Source organism: Marivirga arenosa (genome assembly GCF_030503895.2).
GTDB lineage: Bacteria > Bacteroidota > Bacteroidia > Cytophagales > Cyclobacteriaceae > Marivirga > Marivirga arenosa.
On the sequence record NZ_CP129970.2, the window covers coordinates 3,598,211 to 3,621,235 of the forward strand.

The 23,025-nt window shown below is 32.5% G+C and carries 23 protein-coding genes; 1 reads left to right on the forward strand and 22 read right to left on the reverse strand.

Going from position 1 to position 23,025, the window contains the following annotated elements; all coding sequences use genetic code 11:
• Positions 1 to 17 precede the first annotated feature (17 nt).
• The 11 genes from QYS48_RS15580 to QYS48_RS15630 form a co-directional block, all read right to left on the reverse strand.
• Complete coding sequence (locus QYS48_RS15580; RefSeq protein WP_308356727.1) at positions 18 to 701, reverse strand: amino acid racemase; 684 nt, start codon at positions 699 to 701, stop codon at positions 18 to 20.
• 77 nt (positions 702 to 778) lie between these two features.
• Positions 779 to 1,246, reverse strand: a complete 468-nt coding sequence (locus QYS48_RS15585) for a DUF2452 domain-containing protein (protein WP_302100606.1) — start codon at positions 1,244 to 1,246, stop codon at positions 779 to 781.
• A 10-nt stretch (positions 1,247 to 1,256) separates the two neighbouring features.
• Positions 1,257 to 1,445, reverse strand: a complete 189-nt coding sequence (locus tag QYS48_RS15590) for a hypothetical protein (protein WP_308356728.1) — start codon at positions 1,443 to 1,445, stop codon at positions 1,257 to 1,259.
• Positions 1,446 to 1,447: 2 nt separating this feature from the next.
• Entirely contained in the window at positions 1,448 to 2,911 is a 1,464-nt protein-coding gene (locus QYS48_RS15595) for a M20/M25/M40 family metallo-hydrolase (protein WP_302100604.1), read from the reverse strand.
• A 1-nt stretch (position 2,912) separates the two neighbouring features.
• On the reverse strand, positions 2,913 to 4,628 hold the full coding sequence (locus QYS48_RS15600) for a hypothetical protein (protein ID WP_308356729.1): 1,716 nt from the start codon (positions 4,626 to 4,628) through the stop codon (positions 2,913 to 2,915).
• The gene (locus QYS48_RS15605; RefSeq protein WP_308356730.1) at positions 4,621 to 6,795 is read right to left on the reverse strand and encodes a hypothetical protein; all 2,175 of its coding nucleotides are present in this window, start codon (positions 6,793 to 6,795) and stop codon (positions 4,621 to 4,623) included. Before QYS48_RS15605 ends, QYS48_RS15600 begins: the two co-directional genes overlap by 8 nt.
• Positions 6,788 to 7,810, reverse strand: a complete 1,023-nt coding sequence (locus QYS48_RS15610; RefSeq protein ID WP_308356732.1) for a BatA domain-containing protein — start codon at positions 7,808 to 7,810, stop codon at positions 6,788 to 6,790. The genes QYS48_RS15605 and QYS48_RS15610 overlap by 8 nt, the downstream gene beginning before the upstream one ends.
• Positions 7,807 to 8,670, reverse strand: a complete 864-nt coding sequence (locus QYS48_RS15615) for a DUF58 domain-containing protein (RefSeq protein ID WP_308356733.1) — start codon at positions 8,668 to 8,670, stop codon at positions 7,807 to 7,809. The genes QYS48_RS15610 and QYS48_RS15615 overlap by 4 nt, the downstream gene beginning before the upstream one ends.
• Before the next feature lie 6 nt (positions 8,671 to 8,676).
• Positions 8,677 to 9,651: a MoxR family ATPase gene (locus QYS48_RS15620; RefSeq protein WP_308356734.1), complete on the reverse strand. Its 975-nt coding sequence runs from the start codon at positions 9,649 to 9,651 to the stop codon at positions 8,677 to 8,679.
• A 24-nt stretch (positions 9,652 to 9,675) separates the two neighbouring features.
• The gene (locus tag QYS48_RS15625) at positions 9,676 to 10,293 is read right to left on the reverse strand and encodes a DUF4159 domain-containing protein (protein WP_308356735.1); all 618 of its coding nucleotides are present in this window, start codon (positions 10,291 to 10,293) and stop codon (positions 9,676 to 9,678) included.
• Positions 10,294 to 10,396: 103 nt separating this feature from the next.
• Positions 10,397 to 13,273 (reverse strand): S8 family serine peptidase, encoded by a 2,877-nt coding sequence (locus tag QYS48_RS15630; RefSeq protein WP_308356736.1) that lies wholly within the window; start codon positions 13,271 to 13,273, stop codon positions 10,397 to 10,399.
• 151 nt (positions 13,274 to 13,424) lie between these two features.
• Between QYS48_RS15630 and QYS48_RS15635 the strand changes: the two genes are divergently transcribed.
• Positions 13,425 to 14,279 carry a M57 family metalloprotease gene (locus QYS48_RS15635; protein WP_308356737.1) on the forward strand — a complete coding sequence of 285 codons (855 nt, stop codon included), beginning with the start codon at positions 13,425 to 13,427 and terminating at the stop codon, positions 14,277 to 14,279.
• A 60-nt stretch (positions 14,280 to 14,339) separates the two neighbouring features.
• Here QYS48_RS15635 and QYS48_RS15640 read toward each other — a convergent pair whose 3' ends face one another.
• From QYS48_RS15640 to QYS48_RS15690, 11 genes are all read right to left on the reverse strand, one after another.
• A complete protein-coding gene (locus QYS48_RS15640; RefSeq protein WP_308356738.1) occupies positions 14,340 to 15,059 on the reverse strand; it encodes an SDR family oxidoreductase in 720 nt (239 codons plus the stop codon).
• Positions 15,060 to 15,127: 68 nt separating this feature from the next.
• A complete protein-coding gene (locus tag QYS48_RS15645) occupies positions 15,128 to 15,832 on the reverse strand; it encodes a response regulator transcription factor (protein WP_308356739.1) in 705 nt (234 codons plus the stop codon).
• Between the two features lie 164 nt (positions 15,833 to 15,996).
• Positions 15,997 to 16,605 (reverse strand): sugar transferase, encoded by a 609-nt coding sequence (locus tag QYS48_RS15650; protein WP_308356740.1) that lies wholly within the window; start codon positions 16,603 to 16,605, stop codon positions 15,997 to 15,999.
• 1 nt (position 16,606) lies between these two features.
• Positions 16,607 to 17,542 (reverse strand): succinylglutamate desuccinylase/aspartoacylase family protein, encoded by a 936-nt coding sequence (locus QYS48_RS15655; protein ID WP_308356741.1) that lies wholly within the window; start codon positions 17,540 to 17,542, stop codon positions 16,607 to 16,609.
• Entirely contained in the window at positions 17,539 to 18,201 is a 663-nt protein-coding gene (locus QYS48_RS15660; protein WP_308356742.1) for a phosphatase PAP2 family protein, read from the reverse strand. The genes QYS48_RS15655 and QYS48_RS15660 overlap by 4 nt, the downstream gene beginning before the upstream one ends.
• Positions 18,189 to 18,854, reverse strand: coding sequence for a tRNA (guanosine(46)-N7)-methyltransferase TrmB (gene trmB / locus QYS48_RS15665; RefSeq protein ID WP_308356743.1), 666 nt, complete (start codon positions 18,852 to 18,854; stop codon positions 18,189 to 18,191). Before trmB ends, QYS48_RS15660 begins: the two co-directional genes overlap by 13 nt.
• A gap of 1 nt (position 18,855) precedes the next feature.
• On the reverse strand, positions 18,856 to 20,160 hold the full coding sequence (locus QYS48_RS15670) for a folylpolyglutamate synthase/dihydrofolate synthase family protein (protein ID WP_308356744.1): 1,305 nt from the start codon (positions 20,158 to 20,160) through the stop codon (positions 18,856 to 18,858).
• Positions 20,161 to 21,015 carry a hypothetical protein gene (locus QYS48_RS15675; RefSeq protein WP_308356745.1) on the reverse strand — a complete coding sequence of 285 codons (855 nt, stop codon included), beginning with the start codon at positions 21,013 to 21,015 and terminating at the stop codon, positions 20,161 to 20,163.
• Positions 21,008 to 21,403: a biopolymer transporter ExbD gene (locus tag QYS48_RS15680; protein WP_302100583.1), complete on the reverse strand. Its 396-nt coding sequence runs from the start codon at positions 21,401 to 21,403 to the stop codon at positions 21,008 to 21,010. The genes QYS48_RS15675 and QYS48_RS15680 overlap by 8 nt, the downstream gene beginning before the upstream one ends.
• A gap of 10 nt (positions 21,404 to 21,413) precedes the next feature.
• Positions 21,414 to 22,091, reverse strand: a complete 678-nt coding sequence (locus QYS48_RS15685) for a MotA/TolQ/ExbB proton channel family protein (protein WP_308356746.1) — start codon at positions 22,089 to 22,091, stop codon at positions 21,414 to 21,416.
• An 11-nt stretch (positions 22,092 to 22,102) separates the two neighbouring features.
• Entirely contained in the window at positions 22,103 to 22,885 is a 783-nt protein-coding gene (locus tag QYS48_RS15690; protein WP_308356747.1) for an SPOR domain-containing protein, read from the reverse strand.
• Positions 22,886 to 23,025: the final 140 nt, after the last annotated feature.

The following is a 23,025-nucleotide window of genomic DNA, read 5'->3' on the forward strand; positions in this document are numbered from 1 at the left end:
CCTCAAATATGAATTTGTTAATTCTCTAATATAAATTCAACCGCCATCTTAATATGCAAGTCTGTTGTTCGAAGCATCGGCAATTCTGAATCTATTCCTTTTAGCAAAATTGGGAGTTCTGTACACCCCAATATTATTCCCTCTGCTCCTCTTTTCTTCATATCCCTAATTTGATTTAGGTAAAAAGATTTGGCTTCGTCAGAGAATGTGCCTTGAGTAAGCTCTTTGGAAACATAGTAGTGAGATTTATCTAAACTTTCGCCTTCAGGGATAATGACCTCCATATCGTAATCATTTTTTAATTTTGAAGATATGAAATCACCAGTCATGGTGGGTTTATTCCCAAGTAAACCTAATGTTTTCATTTTTGAAACTTGAGCTGCTTTTCCTGTGGCAGTTCCTATATGTAAGATTGGGATATCAATTTTAGGCTGAACATAATCGTAGACCATGTGTGGTGTATTAGCACAAATTATAATAGCTTCCGCTCCTGCTTCTTGTAACTTTTTGCTTACTTCAAGATATTTGGAATTGATTTTTTCCTTATTTTGTTCTCGCATTAACTCAATATTAATGCTATAAATTAAAAGCTCTGGATTGGCTTGTTTCCCTATTACTTCTGATACTTTCTGATTGATTTGTGTATAATACTCTACCGTAGCATGCCAGGAGGTACCTCCGATTAGTCCCAAAGTTTTCATATTCATTCTAATTAGATAACAAAATCAATTTAGATATAAATTCGGACTAAAGCAGTAACCTAAGTTACCCTAAGCAATTAATCTTCAGCTTTTTCAATTATTTCCCAAGTATGATCTGCCAATAATTTTACAGTAGCTAAATATCTCATATTCTTCTGACTTCTACCCCATTCCCCTGGTGCAACTAAAGATAAGATATCTTTCCCATCAGCACCTTCATACATATAGTAAGTATGATTGATAAGTGGCTCAAAATTAATCTTAGCTAAATATATTCGCTCTGAAATTTCAACTCTATTTTGAAGCTCATTCGCCTGCTTGGCCAACAACTGCATTTGTTCATACAACTGGCTCATCTGACGATCAGTTTGCTCATGCATGGCTAAAACCGCTCTGCCTTTAATTTTACCTCTATCGGTTGGTTTAATAATAGCACTGCCAGAATGATGCGGAAAAGAAATAGTACCAGGTTTTTCGGTGGTACCTTCTTTCATTTTATCCAGATCTATTTTATCAACATCAATTTTTTTACCCTTCTCACTCATATTCTATATATTACCTTCGGATTTCTACTTCCATTGGATCCACTTGCTTAACACTATCTTTATCGGAATTGTTATACTCCCCTTTCTTAGATGGCTTTCCCCCTGGAAACCTTGTTCTAGTGGACATATCATACACCACATAGAAAACAATGAGCATAAATATTATGGCAATTATTAAAAATACTTTAGACTTTTTCATAGCTAATTTTCTTCATCATTATTTAAGTTAAATAACGAAAATGGTTCTTTAAACTGGATTTCCTTTATAAAGTTATAATAGATCGTAATTCCAGACTTGAGTACTTCAACCCCTATTCTTTCATTAGAACCATGAATGCTATTTATATCTCTTTCAGTAACTACAGCAGGTATAAAACCATAAGATGGAATATCATATGATCTAAATAAGCTATTATCACTTGTAGCAGGAAATAAAAATGGAATGGTTTCCGCTTCAGGGTAGCTTACAGAAATTGATTTCTCAATTACTTTGTAGTATTTATTCAATTTAGAAGGTTCCGCTTCCGGACTTTCAGCAATCACACTAATTTCAATATTCTCATTATCTAACTTTCTCTCGATATAACGAATAAAGCTTTTTGAGGATGTGCCAGGTACTAAGCGACAATCCAACACTGCAGTAGCCGATGTACTTACTTGATTCGGTGGGCCAGGTGGATTGTAGATATTAGTTACTGTAACAGTATTCGTTAATAAAGAGGATAGAAAGGGCTCTCTTTCTATTTGTTTACGTACAAAAGGGGCTAAAATTGACCAGTTAATATTCCGAATAAAAAAGCCTCTCACTCCACCTTCAGCCCTACCTAACCTTCTGAACATTTGTCGAGTGCTTCTGTTGAAGAAAAGTATAACCTTTCGATTTGTTAAATTATTAAGGCTATTGATCAGCTGCATATTTGCATAATTATTGGAAGGTGCTGCTCCATGACCTGCAGAATTGCTGTTGATTTTTAATTGAAGCCATAAGCTTTGTTTTTCGGCCACCGAAACTCCAAAAACTACCTTATCTGGATAATTTTTCAATACATTTTGATAGCCTGCTCCTCCTTCACCTAATACTACTGCTGCATTTAGTTCATCTTTAAAATTATTCATTAGATAACGAGCTCCATTTTTACCCCCAGTTTCTTCAGCAGAAAGAAATAGGACTGTAACATTATAAGGCAATTCAGTTGTATCGTAATCATGTTGAAAAGCCTCCAAGGCTTTGATTTGCATAATGCCAAGACCTTTAGCATCTAAAGCACCCCTACCGTGTACATAACTTCCATCATAATGACCACTGTACGGATCATGTTTCCATCGATCTAAGTCATCAATAGGAACTACATCAATATGGCTTTGAAGAATGATGTTAGGCTTACCACTACTTAAGGGATAAAGCGAGGCAGCCAGGTTATAATTATCCGAAAAGTTTGAAAAAACTCTTAAATGTAGATCAGTTGTTAGGATGTAATCTTCAATAAAGATAGCGGCTTCTTTTTCACTACCAGATACAGATTCTCTTTGTATGTAGGCTGATAGTAAATCAATAGATTCTTGAAATGAAATTGATTTAGGTAAACTATCAGAATAAGATATTTTTTGAGCTACTACTACACTCGAAATTAAAAAAGTAAATAGCGTAAAAAATATTAGCCTCATATTAGGTTATTTTATCTTCCATCCATAAATATCCAACACCTATAACAAACAGTATAAAAATCCATATTGTTATAAAGTGCTTTTGAAATTTATAGTTTGATTGCTTCTGCTCTAAACTTTCAAAATTAAGATAATTTAAATAACTATTGTTGTATTCATTCAGGAATTGTGAAGCATTTGTAAGCTCAGAATCATGAACATAAAAAGGGATTAATTTTGAAGGATTTTCAAGCTGGATAAAATGCCATCCAAGCCTTGCAGGATAAAACATATAGTGCGCTCTTTCTGGGTAAATTTCATCCTTAATTTTGACCATTTCAATAGTGTCCTTTGAAGGATTAATTACTACTAATCGATCAAAATTATTTTCAGACCAAACCGTAAAATTAAAAGGATGATGTAAAACAGGCCAAGCAGTTTTATTATAAAATACTGATTTTTCATTTTGTACTAATTCTTGAAACACGTTCTTCCATATTCTATTATATTCTTCATTATTGCCAGATAAGCTCAATTGAAATGTATTTTGAAAATTTATTACACCATAAATTATATCAGGCCTGACCATCCTAAAAAGGCTGTTTTCAGCTACTTCGGTAAAACCTCTTATACTATTGATTTGTAGGTACTTATAATGTTCTTGATCAAGTAAATTATTGCCCGTACTAAAAATATTAGTTATTTTAGACATATCTAAATCAAGCGAGATATTCGTGTTTTCGTTCGATCTGAAGATTAAGCTACCTTTGTTTTTAGTGAGTTCATCTCGGAATCTAACTTGTTGCACCTTAGTTAAATTATTCCAAGATTTAGCATCTACCAATAGAACTTTCAAATTGGAAACTACCCCCCTATTAATTGAAATTGAATCACTCCAATTAATTCTTTTTATATTGTATTTATCCTTTGAAATTTTTGTTTTTTGATAAACAGAATGGCCTTCATTTTTTAAATAATTTGTTAAAAATTTCCACTCAAAATCAGGTGCTGCAGATAGAATTTGAATCCTATATAATTCAGGTTTTTTAACTTCAACAGAAAAATTATAATCGTAATTTTTATCTGATATTTTAATAAAATTATCGGCTGATACTTTCGGTAAAGTAGATATTTCAGCCTGACTTTTTTTAGCCACTTTAAATGGAATTGTATTCTGATTTATGAATAATTTTTCTGATATCTCTTGATCATAATTATTCTTAATTATGATCTTTAAACTATCTCCTAAATCAATTGACTTTGGATAATCGATCGTTAGTCCCCCCTTTAAATTAAGATCAATTCTTGTATTAAAATAACGAGGATTAAGCTGTGGAAAATAGCCATATAAGAATGCCGTATCAATTTGAAAATCTAATTCCTCAAGTGAAAATGAATTAGCATTTTCAGTTCCGAAATAGCTGAACTTGTAATTTGAATCTTGTTTTAAAATTGGAATATCATATTTACTAAATAATGAATCTTGAAAATTATGCAATAGACCGTGACTAATTAATACAGCAGAGCTCTTGGGTTTTTCTTGTAGTATATAAGGCTTTAGATAAATGAGATATAAGGAAGCAATTGTCAATATTACAGCTAAAACTCTTAAAGGAAGTCTTCTTCCTTTCTTTCCTATTTCCCAAAAGAGTAGAAGTATTGTAATTGAAATTATCACAATTAGATGTTCAAAAGACCACTGATTTTCCCAATATATATTTAGTAAAAACTTATTCATTTATTAGTTGATAATAGGATTGCAATAAGTCTGATTTCAATGAAGCCTGATTAGATTTGGATATTTGATTATTCAATTCTAAAATCAACTCTAAATAAGCCAATACATCACGTAGATTATCTAATGTTTTGTCATTTTGGAAAGCTTTTATAGCTACTAAAATTTTGGAATAACGAACAGGCTCATTTGTGATTTTGATTATTAGTGCCTCAACAAAACTATTTAATATTTTATCTGCACCTTCTAAATCATTAGCTATATAAGCTGAATTTAATCCTTGATAAGTATTCCTTATCTTTTCATTAAAGCTTATTTCTTGTCTATTGGTATTGACAAGATTTGGTTTAATTTCTTTCAATTCTCCAGTTAAGCGCTTCCTAGCCTCATCTATTGGTGGCGGTTCAAAGCCTAATCTTTGAACATAAATTCGGGAAGCTCTTTTAACTTCTTTGATCAACTTCAAGGCTTGGTATTCATAAGGCAAAGCTTCTTTGGGTTTGTAGGTTCTTAGATAAAGCTCCGCTTCCCACATATTGGCGAGGGCTTCCTTTAATTTAGCTTTTACTTCCGCATCTAAAAAAGTTGACAACTCACTTTCATCATGAGCATGTACATAAGCAGCTAATTCAGGAGTTTCATTATAGATGGGATTAGAAAAATTACTATGCTCATCTCCACTTTCATTTTCATGATCATGACCTTCATGCTCGGACTCTTCTTCACTTTCTATTTGTCCATGGTCATGTCCTGAATGATCAATTTCTCCTAAGCCTCCAGTAGTTTCAAATTCCTCTCCTAAAAATACTCCATACCGTAACCTTAATACTTTTTGATCCGCGCCAATGTTATTACTTCTAGCATCAAACTCATTTTTACTAATCGCATTTTGATCTTTAAGTAAAGCCTCCGTATCTATAATAATTTGTCGCTGACTTTTAAAATATTCTGCTTCATTGGTTAAAGCGAAACCTTCATATTCTACCGACTCATATTCTGCTGTATCTTCAATAGAAAGAAAATACACATCTGTTCTGGTAAATTGAGATCGATATGGATTATTATCTTTTGCTTCAAAATAGAAATACAATTCATCTCCAGGATTTAGATCAAAAGTATCTAAGGGTATTTTGATTTTGTTTTGAAATGCTTTTAAACTCTGATTTCTTTTCAGGATTGAGGCTTTCATCTCTCGAAACTTTACAGATTCACCTTCACCCCTACTCAAGGTCATAATAGCATCGATTGATTTGATTCCATAATCATCATCTGCCGTTAAGTTGAATTCAAACCTTTGATTAATATCTTCCCATTTGATCTCATATCGGTTAAATTCTAAATTTGTTGAGAGAGCGGGTTTATCATCTTCAATTATTTCCAAAAGTTTTGGTTCATTTGTTATTAAACTGTCTTGTTGCAAGTATGATATCTCAAACAATGATGACTTATAAAAATTAAATATCTTTCGAGTATTTTTAGCTACTGAATATGTGCTCTTATTCTGCCATAATAAATCATAATCTATTTCTCCCCTATTTGAAAAAATAAGCTTACTGTACTCAGGTATTTTTTTACCTTCTTGCCAAATAAATGATCTTAATCCCGTATAAAGTGACGGATATATTTTAAGCTCATAATCAAATATCAAACTATCATCAGTATTTGAAAGTAATAATTCATTAGGTGAATTTTCCTTAGATAGACTCTGTGAATCCGATGGAAAATCGAACGGAATAGTTATTGATATAATCCAAATTAATACACTCAATACCAATAAAATAGATGAAGTGAACCAATTAAAGTCAAAACTGATTTGGTTGAGTTTTGGTAAATGAGCTTTGACTTTAGATTTTTGAATTTCTTCTAGCTCACTAACTCGCTCTGTTTGAAAAACTCCTAAACTATATTCAAGTTTAGGGTATTTATGATGTAAAAAACTTATGATCTCCTCATCATTCCACAGTATTCTAGGATGCCATAATAATACTAGTAGTAAAACTGATAAATGAAAGACAATCTGAAAAGCTAGTACCGACTGAAGATCAAAAATATTACATAAAGTTTCAAGCAATAAGCTAGAACTAAATAACCACAATAAGACATTGATTATTAATCTTAAGTAAAATTGAATTAAAAGCTTATTCCAATATTTTTTAAACGCTCTATCCATGATGCTTTCTATAACTTATAAAACGTTCTGATAGAATTAATAAGAGAATAGAAATCATAATCCATTCGTCATAATCCTGATTAATAATGGCTTTTAATTTACCTTCGTTTTGACGATTATATAATTGATTTAATGAGGAATAATAATACTCTGGTTGAGCAATGTCAGCTATAAATTCAGAGATTAATAATACAATAAAATCCTCATTTAGTGGATTTAAAAACCAAGTCTTATTAATAAGTAAAGCTTGGTAATTAGGGTATCTTTCTAAGGTATAATCACTTGACACAGAATTATTAATGACAAGTTGATTGACATTTAAATCACCTAACTCATCAGATAAAATAAGTTCTGAATTGAGCTGTTTATTTGGCTGAAATACCAATTGATTTGAAGTATAATTTTGATTGGCCTGTAATACGTTTTCTATTTTATTATTTACTAGTTTATCCTCAATTTCTAGATTATAACGTATTGTATCAGTTGATTTAACCAGAGATTTCAATTGATTATTTTCACCTTTGTTAATAATTTTCAAATCAAATGGAAGTTTTGGTATCGCTCCTACAAAGCCGTTTTTAGGTAAGTTATCAATGTAAATTACTGAATCAATATCATTTCTTTTATTTGCTAACTCACTTAAAAGAAACCATTTGTTTGCAAGTGAATAGGTTTTAAATTCAATAGCTTCCATTTTATGATATTTATCAGAAATGTAAGCATTTGGAAGGTCAATATCCTCTCCTATTAATACAACAGTCTTCTTTTCAGTTTCTTGTTTAAAGAATAGATTCGACATTAAGAATACTACCATAACTAAAATCAAGGCTCTTAATAGAAATAATAGCTTTTCTGAAAATGCAATTTTATTTGATCGCTGTGTACTGCTTTCCTTAAGAAACTGAATACTTCCTAAGGAAATAAGCTTCGTTTTATTCTTACTCCATAGATGAATAACAATAGGAATGATGAGTGCCAATAACCCATAGAATGCTATAGAGTTAGTCAAACTCATACCCAAGATTGATTTAAGTGAGACAATAACTGAAATATAGATTTATTGAAGCTTTCTTTACCATTCATTTGCCAATACACGATTCCGTTTTTCACACATTCTTGTTTGATTTCAGCTTTCCATTTTGCAATTCTATCAACATATTCAGTCTTACTTTCATTTTTATTTATTTCTACTATAGCTTCGCTTTCTAAATCCTTAAAGCTAAAATACTGTCCTTCGAAATCTAAATTCTCTTCATTATCAAATAATAGGTGAATGAGCATTACCTCTTTTGATGCCACTGACCAATCACTTAACAAGCTTTTTAGCTGAGAAAACTCACCATATCCATCAGTAAATAGGAATACTGTATTTTTATTGTTGATTTGAGAATGAGGCTTTAAATCCTTTAGCTCAATATTCTGTTCGGTTTCTAGATGAATCAAGCGATAAAGGAATTCTTCGAAGCCTTGTGGCGGATCATCTTGATTGAAAATATAATATTTATCAAACTGATTATTAGCTATATATGCAAGAGCAGCAATTAAGGTTCTGGACCAATTAAATTTAGAATTTTTGCTATATTCAAAATTCATAGAAAGGCTATTATCCAGTACAAATATGAAGTCGTGCTGCTTTTCCATTTCAGCTTCCTTGATCATATAATGATCCGTTCTGGCAAAATATTTCCAATCTAATTGCTTTAATGAATCACCGGGTGTATAATTCCTGTATTCCTTAAATTCAATTCCAAATCCAGATTTAGGACTTTGATGCAAACCAATCATCAAACCTTCAATATGATGCTTTATGAAAAGCTGCATTGCTTTCAGCGCTTCAAAATCAGGTAATTGAAATATGGTATTGAATGAACTCATGAAGCTTTATTTAATCTGCTTTAGCAATTCCTTAATAAGTTGATCAACAGTATATTTCTCTGTTTTAGCCACAAAGTTTAAAACAATTCTATGTCTTAAAACGGCTAAAGTTACGGCCTTTATATCATCAGGAATTACAGATAACCGACCCGCCAAAAAAGCATGTGCTTTTGCTGCCAGAACTATAGACTGCCCAGCTCTTGGTCCTGCACCCCAATCTACATATTGTTTTACTATCTCCAGATCAGAAGTTTGAGGCCGGGTTGAACGTACTAATCTGCTGATAAGTTCTAATAAACTTTTATCAATATGGATATCGCGAACCCAAGATCTTGCCTGAATAATATCTTCTGCTGACAAAATTGATTTGAGGTCATTTTTTTCATTTGCTGTGGTCAGCTCTAATATATCAACTTCTTCTTGATCTGTTGGATATTCTACTACCGTGTAAAATAGAAAGCGATCTAATTGAGCTTCAGGCAAAGGATATGTCCCTGATTGCTCCAAAGGATTTTGAGTAGCTAAAAGAAAGAAAGGCTTAGGCAGCTCATAGGTTGTACCAGCATAAGTAACTTCCCTTTCCTGCATGGCTTCCAATAAAGCGGATTGAGTTTTAGGTGGAGTTCTATTGATCTCATCAGCTAATAAAATATTAGTAAAAATAGGGCCCTTATTAAATTTAAAGAATCGTTTGCCAGTGCTTCTATCTTCTTCCAAAACTTCCATCCCAACTATGTCCGAGGGCATTAAATCAGGGGTAAACTGAACACGATGGAAATCAAGATGTAAAATTTTAGCTAATGACCTCACTAAAAGGGTTTTCCCTAAACCAGGAACCCCTTCCAATAAAATATGGCCATTTGCTAATAAGGCCATAAATACCTCACTTACTACGTTTTCCTGGCCAATAATCGCTTTTGATAGTTCTTTTCTAGCCGATTTAAATTTATTAACCGCATCCTTTATTTCTTTTTCTTCCATTTTTTATGTTCAATTGAAGGTTTATCAGTTAAATAGTGCATACATTACAATATTGACTGCAAATTTGGTATTGTCTTCTGCTAACCATCGTTTATTTCTAAAATCATAGTCCCATTCGCAACCATAATCTTTATTACTGTATAGTATCCTTATTTTATTATCTATTTCAATAGCTTTTAAATAATCATGAACAATATCATCCCCCCAACCATTTAGCTCCTGTGAAGTAGTAGGAGGACCATCTTCGAATTCGAAAAAACTGTAATAGATATCATGATCATTAGGAATTTTCTTCAAGGCATTCTCTCCATATATTTCATTCATTTGTCTTTCAAATGATTTAGCAAATAATCCATCAATATCGTGATTGCAATCATCTACAAATATAAATCCTCCGTTTTCGATATATTTTGTGAAATTCTCCTTTTCATCAGCAGTAAACTGAACCAATTTATGACCACTTAAATAGCAGAAGGGACAATTAAAAAGCTCTTTACTTGCTAAAGCCACAACATTTTCCTGAGTATCTACCGGAATGTTTGTATATTCTATTAATGAATTCAATAGATTAGAAGGCATCCGTTGATCTACATTCCAATCGCCTGATTCATATTGTAAACGTGTGAAGAAAAACTCATTCATTTTACTAGTTTACGCTAAAAACACTACGACTACAATGAATTGTTTTGGAATTATATAAATGGTCAGAAAACAGAATTACTGGAAATATTCCCTAATATTTAAACTACCTTTTGATCAGTAATTTTCCTGAAGAGATAATTTCCTCTTGATTAGAAATACGATAGAGATATAAACCTTCCTCTAAGATTTCAATTTGCAAAAAGTTGCGATCTCTTGGAATTGAGAATGAGCCTATTTCCTGGCCAGTGGAGTTTATGAAAGTTATGATTGCATTTGGTAGTTCTTCTTTCGAAAATACCTTTAAATCTTCCTCTGTATTCCAGGGATTCGGATAGATTATAAAGTTGGAATCTTTTACATAATAGGCTGATTCCGTTTGACTAATTATTTCTTGACCATTTTCAAAATGAATTACAATTCTATAATAATTAAATCCATTATCTGGATTTTCATCCAAATAGATATTTTCGAAATTTTCAGGAGTAAAGGTGCTGATGACATTCCAATTACCATCACTCAAACGCTTTTCAATGGATAGTTCCCTTATTCCATTTAATGAAGCTAATTGGATGTTTTGATAAATCCCCTCTGACTGTACTGTTTCCAAATAATAGGAGTTTAAATAACAGTTTGCACCTTGTTGAGTATAATTAATTAAAACCCCATTTATTAATGCTTTATCATTTTTGAAAGCTTGTACTTTAAAATAATCACTCTCTATATTCGATTTAAGAAGGGTAATACTAGAATCAGATGTTTGGCTAATCGTGAATAGTTCGTTGGACTTAAGATTATAAACTTTATAATAATCTGCACCTTCAATCCTTTTCCAATTCAATGAAATTGAATCACTACAGTTTAAACCTACATTTAAGCGAATAGGGCTAGAGATTGGAAAAGTATCACTGACAAAGCTCTCTTGATTGATCTCCATTTTTAACTGTGCAAAATCATTATAGATAATAGGATTCCATCTATAATTTTCAGCTAAAAGATTAAGATTCTCCTCTATTAATGTCCATTCTGATTCTCCAACCAATTTAAAAAATAAATTAGCTTGAGCCTTGGAATCAAAAGTACTCTCCCATCTAATATGAGATGCAGTCTCACCGTTATAAGGAATGTTATCTTTAAATGTGGGACTTGTCCAACTAAACTCATTTTCTGTAATCCATTTATAAGCAATTGAATAAGGCTGAGAAATATCAGTAGTTTGATTAGTGCTTACAATTATCTTAACTGAGTCAGTTTTAATCTTGTCAATATAAACTTGCTCTATATTATTAATATGATCTTCACCTAATGTTGCAGAGGAACTTAAGGCTTCAAAGCTAGCCTCTGTAGATAAAACCCATGGTAAATACTCCTTACCATTAGCATCAATTAGCTTTAAATCTAAATCATTTACCAAAGCATATGCATCATTAGGAGATGCTGGCGGATCCGTCCAAACTAAGGTCATTTTTAATTGAGAAGCATTTATTGGTCTTTTTAAAGTATGTGTATTTTCAATACTAACTAATTCGGATTCTAGATAGCTTTCATTATAAATTGCATTAACACTCGAATAACTATTTAAACTTCCAAAACCTGTTTTGTGATCAGGCCCTAATAAACCAATATCATCAGCTTCGTTTATCAAAATAGCTTTCAACAATGCTGAATTTACTTGGGTATTATACTTATCCTTAAAAGCTTGTTGCATTAAAACAGAAGTCCCACTTACTAAAGCAGCTGCGTTTGAAGTACCCGCCATACTGTAGGCCACCAATTCTGGTTTTATTCTTCCATCAAATGCAGGTCCATTACTGTTGAAATTGATTAAATTCATAGCAGTATCTACAGCTCCAATGGTCAGAATATTTTTTGCCTGCTTAAAGTTTCCAGTAATATTAGCATAACCATTTATATTGGCATACACTCCCTCTTGGGCTGTTTCTAATCCTGAATTACCAATTGAAAAAACATTAATTATTTCTTTATGTTCAAACGCCAGCTGATCATATAAAGCAGCATCCACTCCATAAAAAGACTCAATCACAGTACCATAGGAATGGTTTTGAGTTTGGATATTATTATCCGAAAAATAACCATAATTATTAGGGCTAACTTCTGCATTAGAGGAAGAAGTATGTTGAGCATTTGTAACAACACCTAAACCTGTCAAAAAAGAATTACCATTTCCTGCAATTATAGTTGCCATTTCTAGGGCATGATTATCAGAAAACTCACTTTCAAGACCAGTTTGAATATATCGCCCCTGTAAATCTATATCTTCAATAGTATAAAAAGGCTCTCTTATACTTACTACTTCACCTGAACCATCCAATTCTGGATAATAGGCCTGAATAGTATTTATTTTATTTGGATTTAAATTTAGATCCAGCACTCTAGCCTCACTTATGACATTTTGAGGCACTTTCTCTATGTAAGAAATGAATGATTTATTTAATAATTCATCTAAAATAACATTATCTACATGAATTTTAAAAAAATAATTTTGAGTCAAAATAGTATTTATCTTAGGGTTTGAAGCAAGAAAATTTTTACATTTTTGTATATCTTGACTTTCAATCCAATATACTCCGTTTAATAAGTGATTATTTGAAATTGTTATATTAGAAGATTTCTTCCAGTTATTATTTACTCTAAAAATAGAGAATTCATTTTGTGAGGTCTTATATCTTAAATCAGTTAAATCATTAGCTCTAACAATATAATCATTGTTTTTTAGTCTTCTAATAACAGAAAAATTCTTTTTTAACAAATTAGAATCAGACTCAAAATGAACCAAGTAATACTTTTGATTTTTTATACTATTCAGAGATTCTTGTTTATCAATAATATAATTCTCTTTTGAATTGCTGCTTATTCCTTGACCATACAATAGAGAATTGTTAACGATTAGGAAATATAAAAATAAAAAGCAGAGAAAAAGATTATTTTTAAAACTAGCCTTCGTAAATAAGTAAGATTTCATTCAGTTTTGGTTAAATCATCTTCATATTAATATTATTATTCAAATAATTAATATGATTTATCATCTTAATTCGAAATTATTTAATGTAATATTTTTCCTTTTCAAAATAATTACAATATGTTGCAAACCTAATCAAAATTTTATTAAAGTTATGACAAATTTAAGAAAAGGCATTACGCTTGCTATCGCTTTCGTAATGACAGCACTACTAATGACTTCATGCCAAGAAGACGAAATGGCAAATCAAGTAGACAACACAGTTGTTTCTGATCAAGTAATAAAGCAATTGACCCAATTAGGTTTTGATCCTTCTGATGTTTACAAAGAAAAATTCAATAATCCTCTTACTGGTGATCAGGGTTTCAACTATGTGGTTGAAGGTGATATCTTAATAAGTAAAGAACAATTAGATGAAATGTCTAATAGTGAAATTTTTCATACAGGAAAATTTGCAGAACAGTATAGAACTTCAAACCTAGTAAGTCAAAACCGTACCATTAATGTAATCGGTTACACTGCAAATAATGCAAATGGATTAGATTCTAAGATGAGAACTGCATTATCGTGGGCAATAGATAATTATAACGCATTAAATACTGGCTTAACGTTCACTCTTACTTTTGGTTCAAATTTCAGCCCTTTTGATATGGTTGTTTATAGAGTAAATGGATCTGGTGGTGGAAGTGCAGGCTTCCCAAGCGGAGGAAATCCAAACAAATTCATTCAAATCCAATCTGGAACTAGTAATTTTGACACCAACGTAGTAGAACACGTAATAGGTCATGAAATAGGCCATTCAGTTGGATTAAGACACACTGACTGGTTCAACCGTTCGTTCTCTTGTGGTACAGGCGGAAGCGAAGGTACTGCTGGAGTTGGTGCAATTCATATTCCTGGTACTCCTACTGATATCGACCCTAATTCATTAATGTTAGCTTGCTTTAGTGCAAATGAAGATGGTGAATTTGGTCAGTTTGATAGAGTAGCACTAGAATTTTTATATTAAAACCTAGTTTTACGGTATATATTAAAAGGTCAGCAGTAAATGCTGACCTTTTTTTATCTATTATTTTTGAGGAGGTCTACTTGGCCTTACCTCTATTTTACTTGGCAATGTTCTCGGATTTAATTCTAATAAATCTACTACCATCTTACCAATATCCTCTTTCTGTATTTTCCAATAATCATCTTCGTTAGGTTCATGATTATTAAAGTAAGTAGCTACAGAGCCGGGCATTATAGTGGAAACATTGATACCATATTGCCTTAAATCCATCATAACAGCTTGTGTAAATCCAGTTAACCCAAATTTACTTGCATTATATGCTGAACCTGAAGGGAAGAAATTAGTACCCGCTAAACTAGAAATAGTGAAGAAATAACCGCCATTTTTCTTTAATGCTTCAACGCTAGATTTAATAGTATAGAATACACCCGTTAAGTTTGTATCGATCACTTCATTCCACTGATCGATTTCCATTTCATCTATGGGTGCAAAATGACCTAGACCTGCATTCGCAATAACAATATCAAGCTTACCCCATTTGTCTAATACAGCATTTACACAAGTTTGTTGATTTTCGAATGATCTCACATCAGCCTGAAGCCCTAAAACCTCACCTTTAGCATTTTTCGCTAAAGATTCTGCTGCTTTATCTGCTGCCTCTTGACTTCTACTTGTAATAGCTACATTTACACCCTTAGCAAGTAATGCCTCAGCAATTCCATACCCTATTCCTTTACTTCCACCTGTAATTAGTGCTGTTTTATTTTCTATAATTTGCATAATTTGATTTTGTTTTCATTTAAACAACTGATTCAAATTCGATAGGTTACAGAAAATAGTGAGGAATATTATTTTTTAAGCTTAAAAATATAGCCTACACCTTTAATAGTTTTGATATATTCATCACCTAAAGCTTGTCTTATTTTTAAGATGTGAATATCAACCGTCCTTAAACTAACTTTTGATTCACCTCCCCATATATCTTCTAATAATTGTTCTCTTTTAAATACTTGGTTAGGGTATTTTGCCAAATGCAATAGAATATCAAATGATTTGGATTGAATAACTATTTGATTTCTATTTGGAAGCTTATAAAGTAAATGGTGTTTGATATCAAAATGCAAATCTCGGATTTGATAATCCTCCATAGAAGCAGTTCCAGAAGTGATTTCTTCATCATTAAAAAATTTTGATATTCTATGTTTAAAAGCCATTTTTCTCAATGGTTTTTTCAAAAAGAAATCAATTCCTGTATCATAACTCAATATCTCATACTGTTCATCAGAATTGGATGTTAACGCAATTAATTTAGGATCATGCTTACAATTATTTTGCTGATTTTTGAAATATTTGAATAAGCTGATACCATCATAATTCTGGTTAGCAACTTCTGAGATGACAAGTAAAGGCTGGATTTTGTTGGCAAGTTGAATGGCATGATTTGTATCCAGAGCAAGGGATACATTGAAATTTTCAGATTCTAATACATCTACTAAATCTCTAAGCGTATTTTTATCATCATCAGCAATTATGGCTGTTTTAGCAGGGTTCATTTTTTGTCTGTTCCAATTAACTCTCTACCAAGTTTGTAAAAAATATAATTAGTAGTACATCCAAATAATGAAATTAAAATGAATATAACCTCTTGTTAAAATAGGCTTAATATTAAGAACCGAAACTGCGAAAATTGATAATAAACGGATAATCTAGGAATACACTAACCATTATTACCCGTGAACTTTTCTATAGTAGCTGCTCCTTCTGCACTAATTCCTTCCGCTTTGAATACTTTAAAAATAGTCAAAAAGATGATCTTTAAATCGAGCCAAAAAGATTGGTTCTTAACATACCATATATCATATTCAAATTTCTTGCTCCAGCTTATAGTGTTTCTTCCATTAACCTGAGCCCACCCTGTAATACCTGGCGTTACTTGATGTCTTTTCGCTTGCTCGCTATTATACAATGAAAGATACTCTACCAATAATGGTCTGGGGCCTATAAATGACATATCCCCTTTTAGAATATTTAGTAGCTGCGGTATCTCATCCATGCTGGTCTTTCTAACTATTTTACCAATCCAGGTAAGGCGGTCCGCATCGGGTAATAACTCTCCTTGCTCATCCTTATCATCACGCATAGTTTTAAATTTAACAAGCATAAATATTTTTGCATTTTTGCCAGGTCTTCTTTGAGTAAAAAAGACTTTACCTTTTTGAAAAGCTGCGAGCAGTATAGCTACTATAATAAATATAGGACTCGCCACTACAAGTGCAATTAATGCTGTAAGTTTATCAAAAAATGGTTTTATGAAATTCCTATACATATTATTTGATTACTCCTAAATGCATTATTGCATCACCTTCATGAACTATTGGATTATGATTTAAACCGATGACATAACCATTTACAACAGATTTAATTTTACTTTTAAAGCCACCAAAAGGATCATGAATATGTCCCAATAATTGATTCTTTTTGATTGCATCCCCACTTTTTACTGCGGACAAAAACACTCCAGATTTCTTAGCTCTCACCCAAGAAGAGTTTTTAATGATTAAATTCTGATATGGTGCATTTTCTGCCTCATCCCTCATTCCTAAATGTTTCATCATTCTTTTTGCTCCATTGATTCCTTCTTTGATAGCGTACTCATCAAACCTGGAAGATTCACCCCCCTCATAAACTAATATGTTTTTACCAAATTTATTAGCTGTCTGTCTTAATGATTTAGGTCTAAACTTTGAATCCAAAGTGAAAGGAGCATGAAAGGCTTTCGCCAACTCTACATTCACATCATCCTTCATCATACATCTTATTTGAGGATAATTTGTTCTATCTGCACCGCCTGTATGAAAATCTATACCATAATCGATTACTGGCAAAATCTCTTTAGTTAAGAAATAAGCCATTCTTGCAGCTAAAGATCCATTTTTATTACCGGGGAATGATCGGTTAACATCTTTTCCATCTGGTACATACCTTGAAAAATAAATGAATCCATATACATTTATAATGGGGATGCATATTACAGAACCTATTTTCGGGATATGTTCGTTTTTTTCAATTATCCTTCTTACGATTTCCGAACCATTAATCTCATCACCATGCAATCCTCCCATCAGTAATAATGTAGGACCTGGCTCTGATGATCTAGCAATTGTTATGGAAACGTCTATAGGAGTATGAGAAGGTAAACGTGCAATATTTACATCAACCACTTTCTCTTCACCTGGCGCTATTTCTACACCATTTATATTCATTTATTGAAGATTAAACCTCTATGTAATCGATTGTTATTATATAGAAGTGATTTATTTTTAAAAGAAAGGTACCACCAGATTATGGCTGAAACTAGTAATCCTATTGAAGCTCCAACTAGTGTATCCACCATAAAATGCTGGAATAGATATACTCTTGATACAGCAACTAGTATCGCTATCAGCATATAAATCACTTGTAATAATTTATTTTTAGTTATTAAAATCAAAATAGTAGCTAATGCAAAAGCTGAAGCTGTATGGCCACTGGGCATTGCATAAAGGCTTTTCAAATCAACTCCTTCCACTAAATTAAATGAGCTTAATTTATCGGCATAATAATCTGCTGGACGAGGTGCTTTAAACACGATAATCTTTAAAAACTGGATAATTAAAAAATGAATGAGCCCTGTTAAGGTTAACAGTATAGCATAATAAAATCTATACATGAGCAATATAATACCCACCACTACAAATATATGCCACTCACCTACCAAGGTGATAAAACTAAAAAAGGAGTCTCCGAAAGGATTATGCTTTTGATTTAGCCATAAAATGAAAGTTCCTTTCTCAAAAAATAGAACCAAAGAAATAGCAGTCAAAAAGTAAAGTACAAACATTAAAAATGCAGGACTCTGTAGTTTATCTTTTATACTTTCCATTCAAATCTTAAGTATTTAATGGTTTCACCCGCTTTTGAAAATTTCCTTTCATAGCGAGTACTGATACCATAATGCTCTTCTAAATATACTGAATTATGTAAATCATCCACGAAATGTAAGTCTTTAAAATCAGTTCTGTTGGCAAGCACTTCATTCAAAGTCCATTCGTATAAAGGAGTATTATCTGTTTTTAAATGTACACGACCATTTCCTCCTTGTATGTTTTTATATATATCCAAAAACCTATGAAAAGTCAACCTTCTTTTTTCATCTCTATCTCTAGGCCTAGGATCTGGGTGAATAATCCAAATATCTTTTACTTCACCTTCAGCAAACATTTGTTCCAAATCTAGAATGAAGTTTCTGGCGAATGCTACATTTTCTAAACCTTCCTCTAAGGCTTTTGTGCTCCCTTGCCAAAGCCTTTCCCCTTTAATATCGACACCTACAAAGTTTTCATTAGGAAATTCCTTAGCAAGCCCAATCGAATACTCGCCTCTTCCACATGCTAACTCTAAGTTGATAGGATTTGAATTTTTAAAGATTTCATTAGCCCAATTTGATTTAATGTTAGAATATCTATCATCATCATACTCAATTACATTATGACGATTTCTTAAATCTTCAAACCTTTTTAACTTCTGTCTACTCATATTATAATTCAGGAATTTCAGCGACTGCAAAGGTAGAACCTCCTACAAAAATTAAGTCTTTGTCACTAGCATTTTTTTTAGCAGCCTCATAAGCTTCTTCAATTGAAGAATATCTTTCACCTAGTAAATCATATTCCGAAGCTTTGTTTTTTAGAATTAAAGCCTCTAATGCTCTTGGTATTTTTGCTTGAGTAAAATAATAGCATGCATTTTTCGGAAGTATAGATAAAACCTCATCTAATTTTTTGTCATTTACAGAGGCAAAAACGAAATGAAGTTTTTCCTTTTCTTCTTTATCTATCATCTTTATCAAATGTTCAAAAGCGGCATAATTATGGCCAGTATCAGCAATAATCTTCGCTTTGTTATAATCATTTGATATCCGTTGCCATCTTCCTTTTATACCCGAATTTACTATTACATTTTTTAAGCCATCTTTAATATGTTGCTCTGAAATGCCATAATTTTGTTCATTCAAAATGTCAATAGCCGTAAATACAGATTTAAGATTTTGCAATTGATAGCTTGCTGACATTCCTAATTCAAAATCAATGGATAAATCGTTTTTAAGACTATTTGCTCTACATTTCCAATGTGGGATCGTCTCCTCTATTGTAGAAATATCATAATATTTAGAAGCATCGTAATACGGAGCCCCTTTGGAATCAGCAATAGATTTAATAATTAACCTAAGTTCATTTTCATTCACTGAAGTAATAATAGGAGTTTTTTCTTTTATTATACCCGCTTTCTCTTTTGTTATTTCCTCTACGGTATCACCCAAAAATTGCTGGTGGTCTAAACCAATTTGAGTGATAATTGATAATTCTGGATTAATGATATTAGTACAATCTAATCTACCTCCCATGCCCACTTCAATCACCGCAATATCCACTTCTTCTTCAGCAAAGTAATCGAATGCCATTGCAGTTGTTAATTCAAAAAATGAAGGTTTTAATGATTCAATTATAGGTTTAAACTTTTCTACATATTGAATAACTCTAGATTCTGGAATTGATAATCCATTAATCCTCATTCGTTCTGTAAAGCTCTTAAGGTGAGGAGAAGTATAGAGGCCTGTTTTATAGCCTGCTTCTTTTAAAGCCGATGCGATAAATGATGAGGTACTCCCCTTACCATTCGTACCTGCAACATGAATATACCTCGTCTTTTCATGAGGATTATTTAAGTATTTTAATAATTCAATTGTGTTGTGTAAGTCTTTTTTATATGCAGCACTACCTACTCTCTGAAACATGGGTAACTGCTCGAATAAAAAAGCTTCTGCTTCTTGATAGGTCATCATTTAATTAGCGCGAATCAAAAATGTAATGGTTCCTTTAGATTGAGGAGCAGTTCTACCTCCTGACGTTCTGCTGAAACTTAATTTAGCTACTTCATCTTGGTAAATTTTAACCACCTCAGCAGATACAGTAGTCTCAATAGCCCGTACAGAAATGACCTCTCCATTTCCGTCTACTCTAATCTCAAATACAATTTTACCACTCTGCTGTGAAGTATCGTTTGGTCTGGGAGGAGAATCCCATTTCCAACCGGCCATATCCAATGAGCTTCCATTTCCACCACCCTGAGGCCCCATCATAGCCTCGGCATCTACTTGCCCGTCAGGATTTCCTTGATCCCCTTTGTTGTTGGTAGTTTCTCCTTGTGAATCATTATTACCAGGAAATAAAGCATTAGGATTGGCTTTTGGCTCTTCTTTCTTCTCTTCTACTTCTTCTTTTTGAGTTTTTTCCTGCTTTTTTTCTTCTTTCTTCTCTTCAACCTTTACAGGTGATTCTTGATTACTAACTACCTCTTCAACAGTTTCTTCTGCTACATCTTCAGTAGTATTCTCACTCTCATCAATCACTTGTTCGGTTTCAGCACTTTCCTCTACTGACTCTTCGGTAGTTTCCTGTACTTCTTCAACAGGCTCTTCTTCAGTCACTTCCGTTTCTTGACTTGCAACGGGTTCATCACCTGATCCCGTATTATCCATACCTATATTTAATTCTATCCCATATTCTGGAAGAGGTGGATAAGGCTCCTTCCAAGCGGTTACCCATAGGAATAGCAGGAGCAGCAATATGTGTAGCCCTAATGATACGGATATTCCTATTATCCGATTTTTCTTTTCTCTATGTACATAATCACTCATTCGGTTGTGCAGCAATTGATACTTTTGCTTTTAATGAGGCTGCTATTCCTGCTACTTTTACTAGATATTCTGTAGGAACAGTTTTGTCGATATGTAAAACTACAACTCCTTCGTCCGCATTTCTTAATTCTCTTTGAATAGCAGTTTCTAGGTCAGAAACAGCAACTCTCCTATCATTAACGAAATAAAGCATATCTTCTGTTATCGTAACGCTAACTTTTTGCATTACGATATTGGTAGATTTACTGGAAGGCAAATTAACCGGTAAACCAGAAGGCGTAATAAAAGAAGAAGTAAGCATGAAAAATATAAGCAACAAAAATATGATATCAGTCATTGATGACATGCTAAATGCTGGATCTACATTATGTCTTGATTTCATTGACATAGCACCTTACTTATTTAGATTCTTGTAATAAATCAATAAACTCAACCGAAGTATATTCCATTTTATGGATTACTTTCTGAACTTGAGTCACTAAGTAATTATATCCTAAATAAGCAATAATACCCACCGAAAGACCTACAGCTGTTGTGATCATAGCCTCATAAATCCCTTCAGATAATAATTTAGGACTAACTGAGCCTTCTTCCTGTGCAATGGCTATAAAAGCTTGAATCATACCCGTAACAGTTCCTAAAAAACCAATCATAGGTGCAGCACCTGATATTGTAGCTAATAGAGAAAGATTCTTTTCTAATCTGTAAATCTCTACTTTTCCTACATTTTCGATAGACACCTCAATGTTTTTAAGAGGACTACCAATTCTAGAAACTCCCTTCTCTAACATTTTAGCTATGGGGGTTTCATTTTGACTGCATAGCATTTTTGCTTCATCAATCTTACCATCAGAAACCAAGGATTTTACCTGATCTAGAAGGCCAGTTGGTGTCTTGGAAGATTTCTTAATGGTTAATACTCTTTCAACAAAAATTGCAATTGCCGCTGCCGATAATAACAAAAGGGGAATCATAACATATCCCCCTTTTAAAAGTAAGTCAAACAAATTAACGCTGTTTTCTTGAGCGTTTACCGCTGCAGAATCTGCAAGGGTAGTAACTTGTAATAGTGTCATATTTTATTTTATCAATATTTCAAAGGCCAAGGTTGTTCTTTAAATTGTCCTGATAATTCTGTAGCTCTTGTACTAGCTGCAGCAAAACTTTCAGTTTCTTCAATAGCCACTCTATTGAATTTACTTTTTCCAAATGGAGGAATGATATAAGCATTCGTTCCATCTTTTATAAGTTCTTCTGCGTAGTCCTTCGCAAGATCTTCATCAAAGAAACTTCCTACAACAACATATGAACGACCTGTTCTAGAATTTAGTGTATTCACTACTCCAACTTCTGGTTCTTCAGGTTCAATAACTTCTGGTTCTTCAGGCTCAACTGGTTTTTCAACCACATAAGTTGTTGTATCTTGAACTGGCTCTTCTACTACTGGCTCTTTTTCAGGCTCTTTTAGGAAGAAAAAATATACTAAAGCAACTGCAGCAATTATAATAATTGATAAGGTAATAATAATCGGAGCAGCTGATTGCTTTTTAGGTGGAGTATAAGAAGCTACTGGCTTTTTTTCTTCTTCAGTAGCAGTTGGTTCTTCTTGAGTTTCATCATCATCGTCTCCAAATGGATTTGGATCATAATCCTCCATGGAAAAAGGCTCATCAGAAGTCTCTGAGGTTTCTGAAGTATCAAATGAAGTTTCTACCTCTTTATCATCCTCAGTAGTGTTGAAGTCATCAGATTGATCAGAATCGCTTTCATCATCTAAATCAGGCAAACCGAAATCCTCATCATCTTGATCCGGTCCATTATGTAAGTTTTCGTCTTTATACTCTTCGTCTTTTTTGTCCTTCTTGGCCATGTTCTGGTAATTTAAGGTTTACTCTAACTTAAAAGTATTAAAAAATCATAATACTTTATCAATAAACTATAATTTTTCAATAAAATCAATACTTATTTATAAGTACATTTAATTACAAAAATCAAATATAATGGCAAATA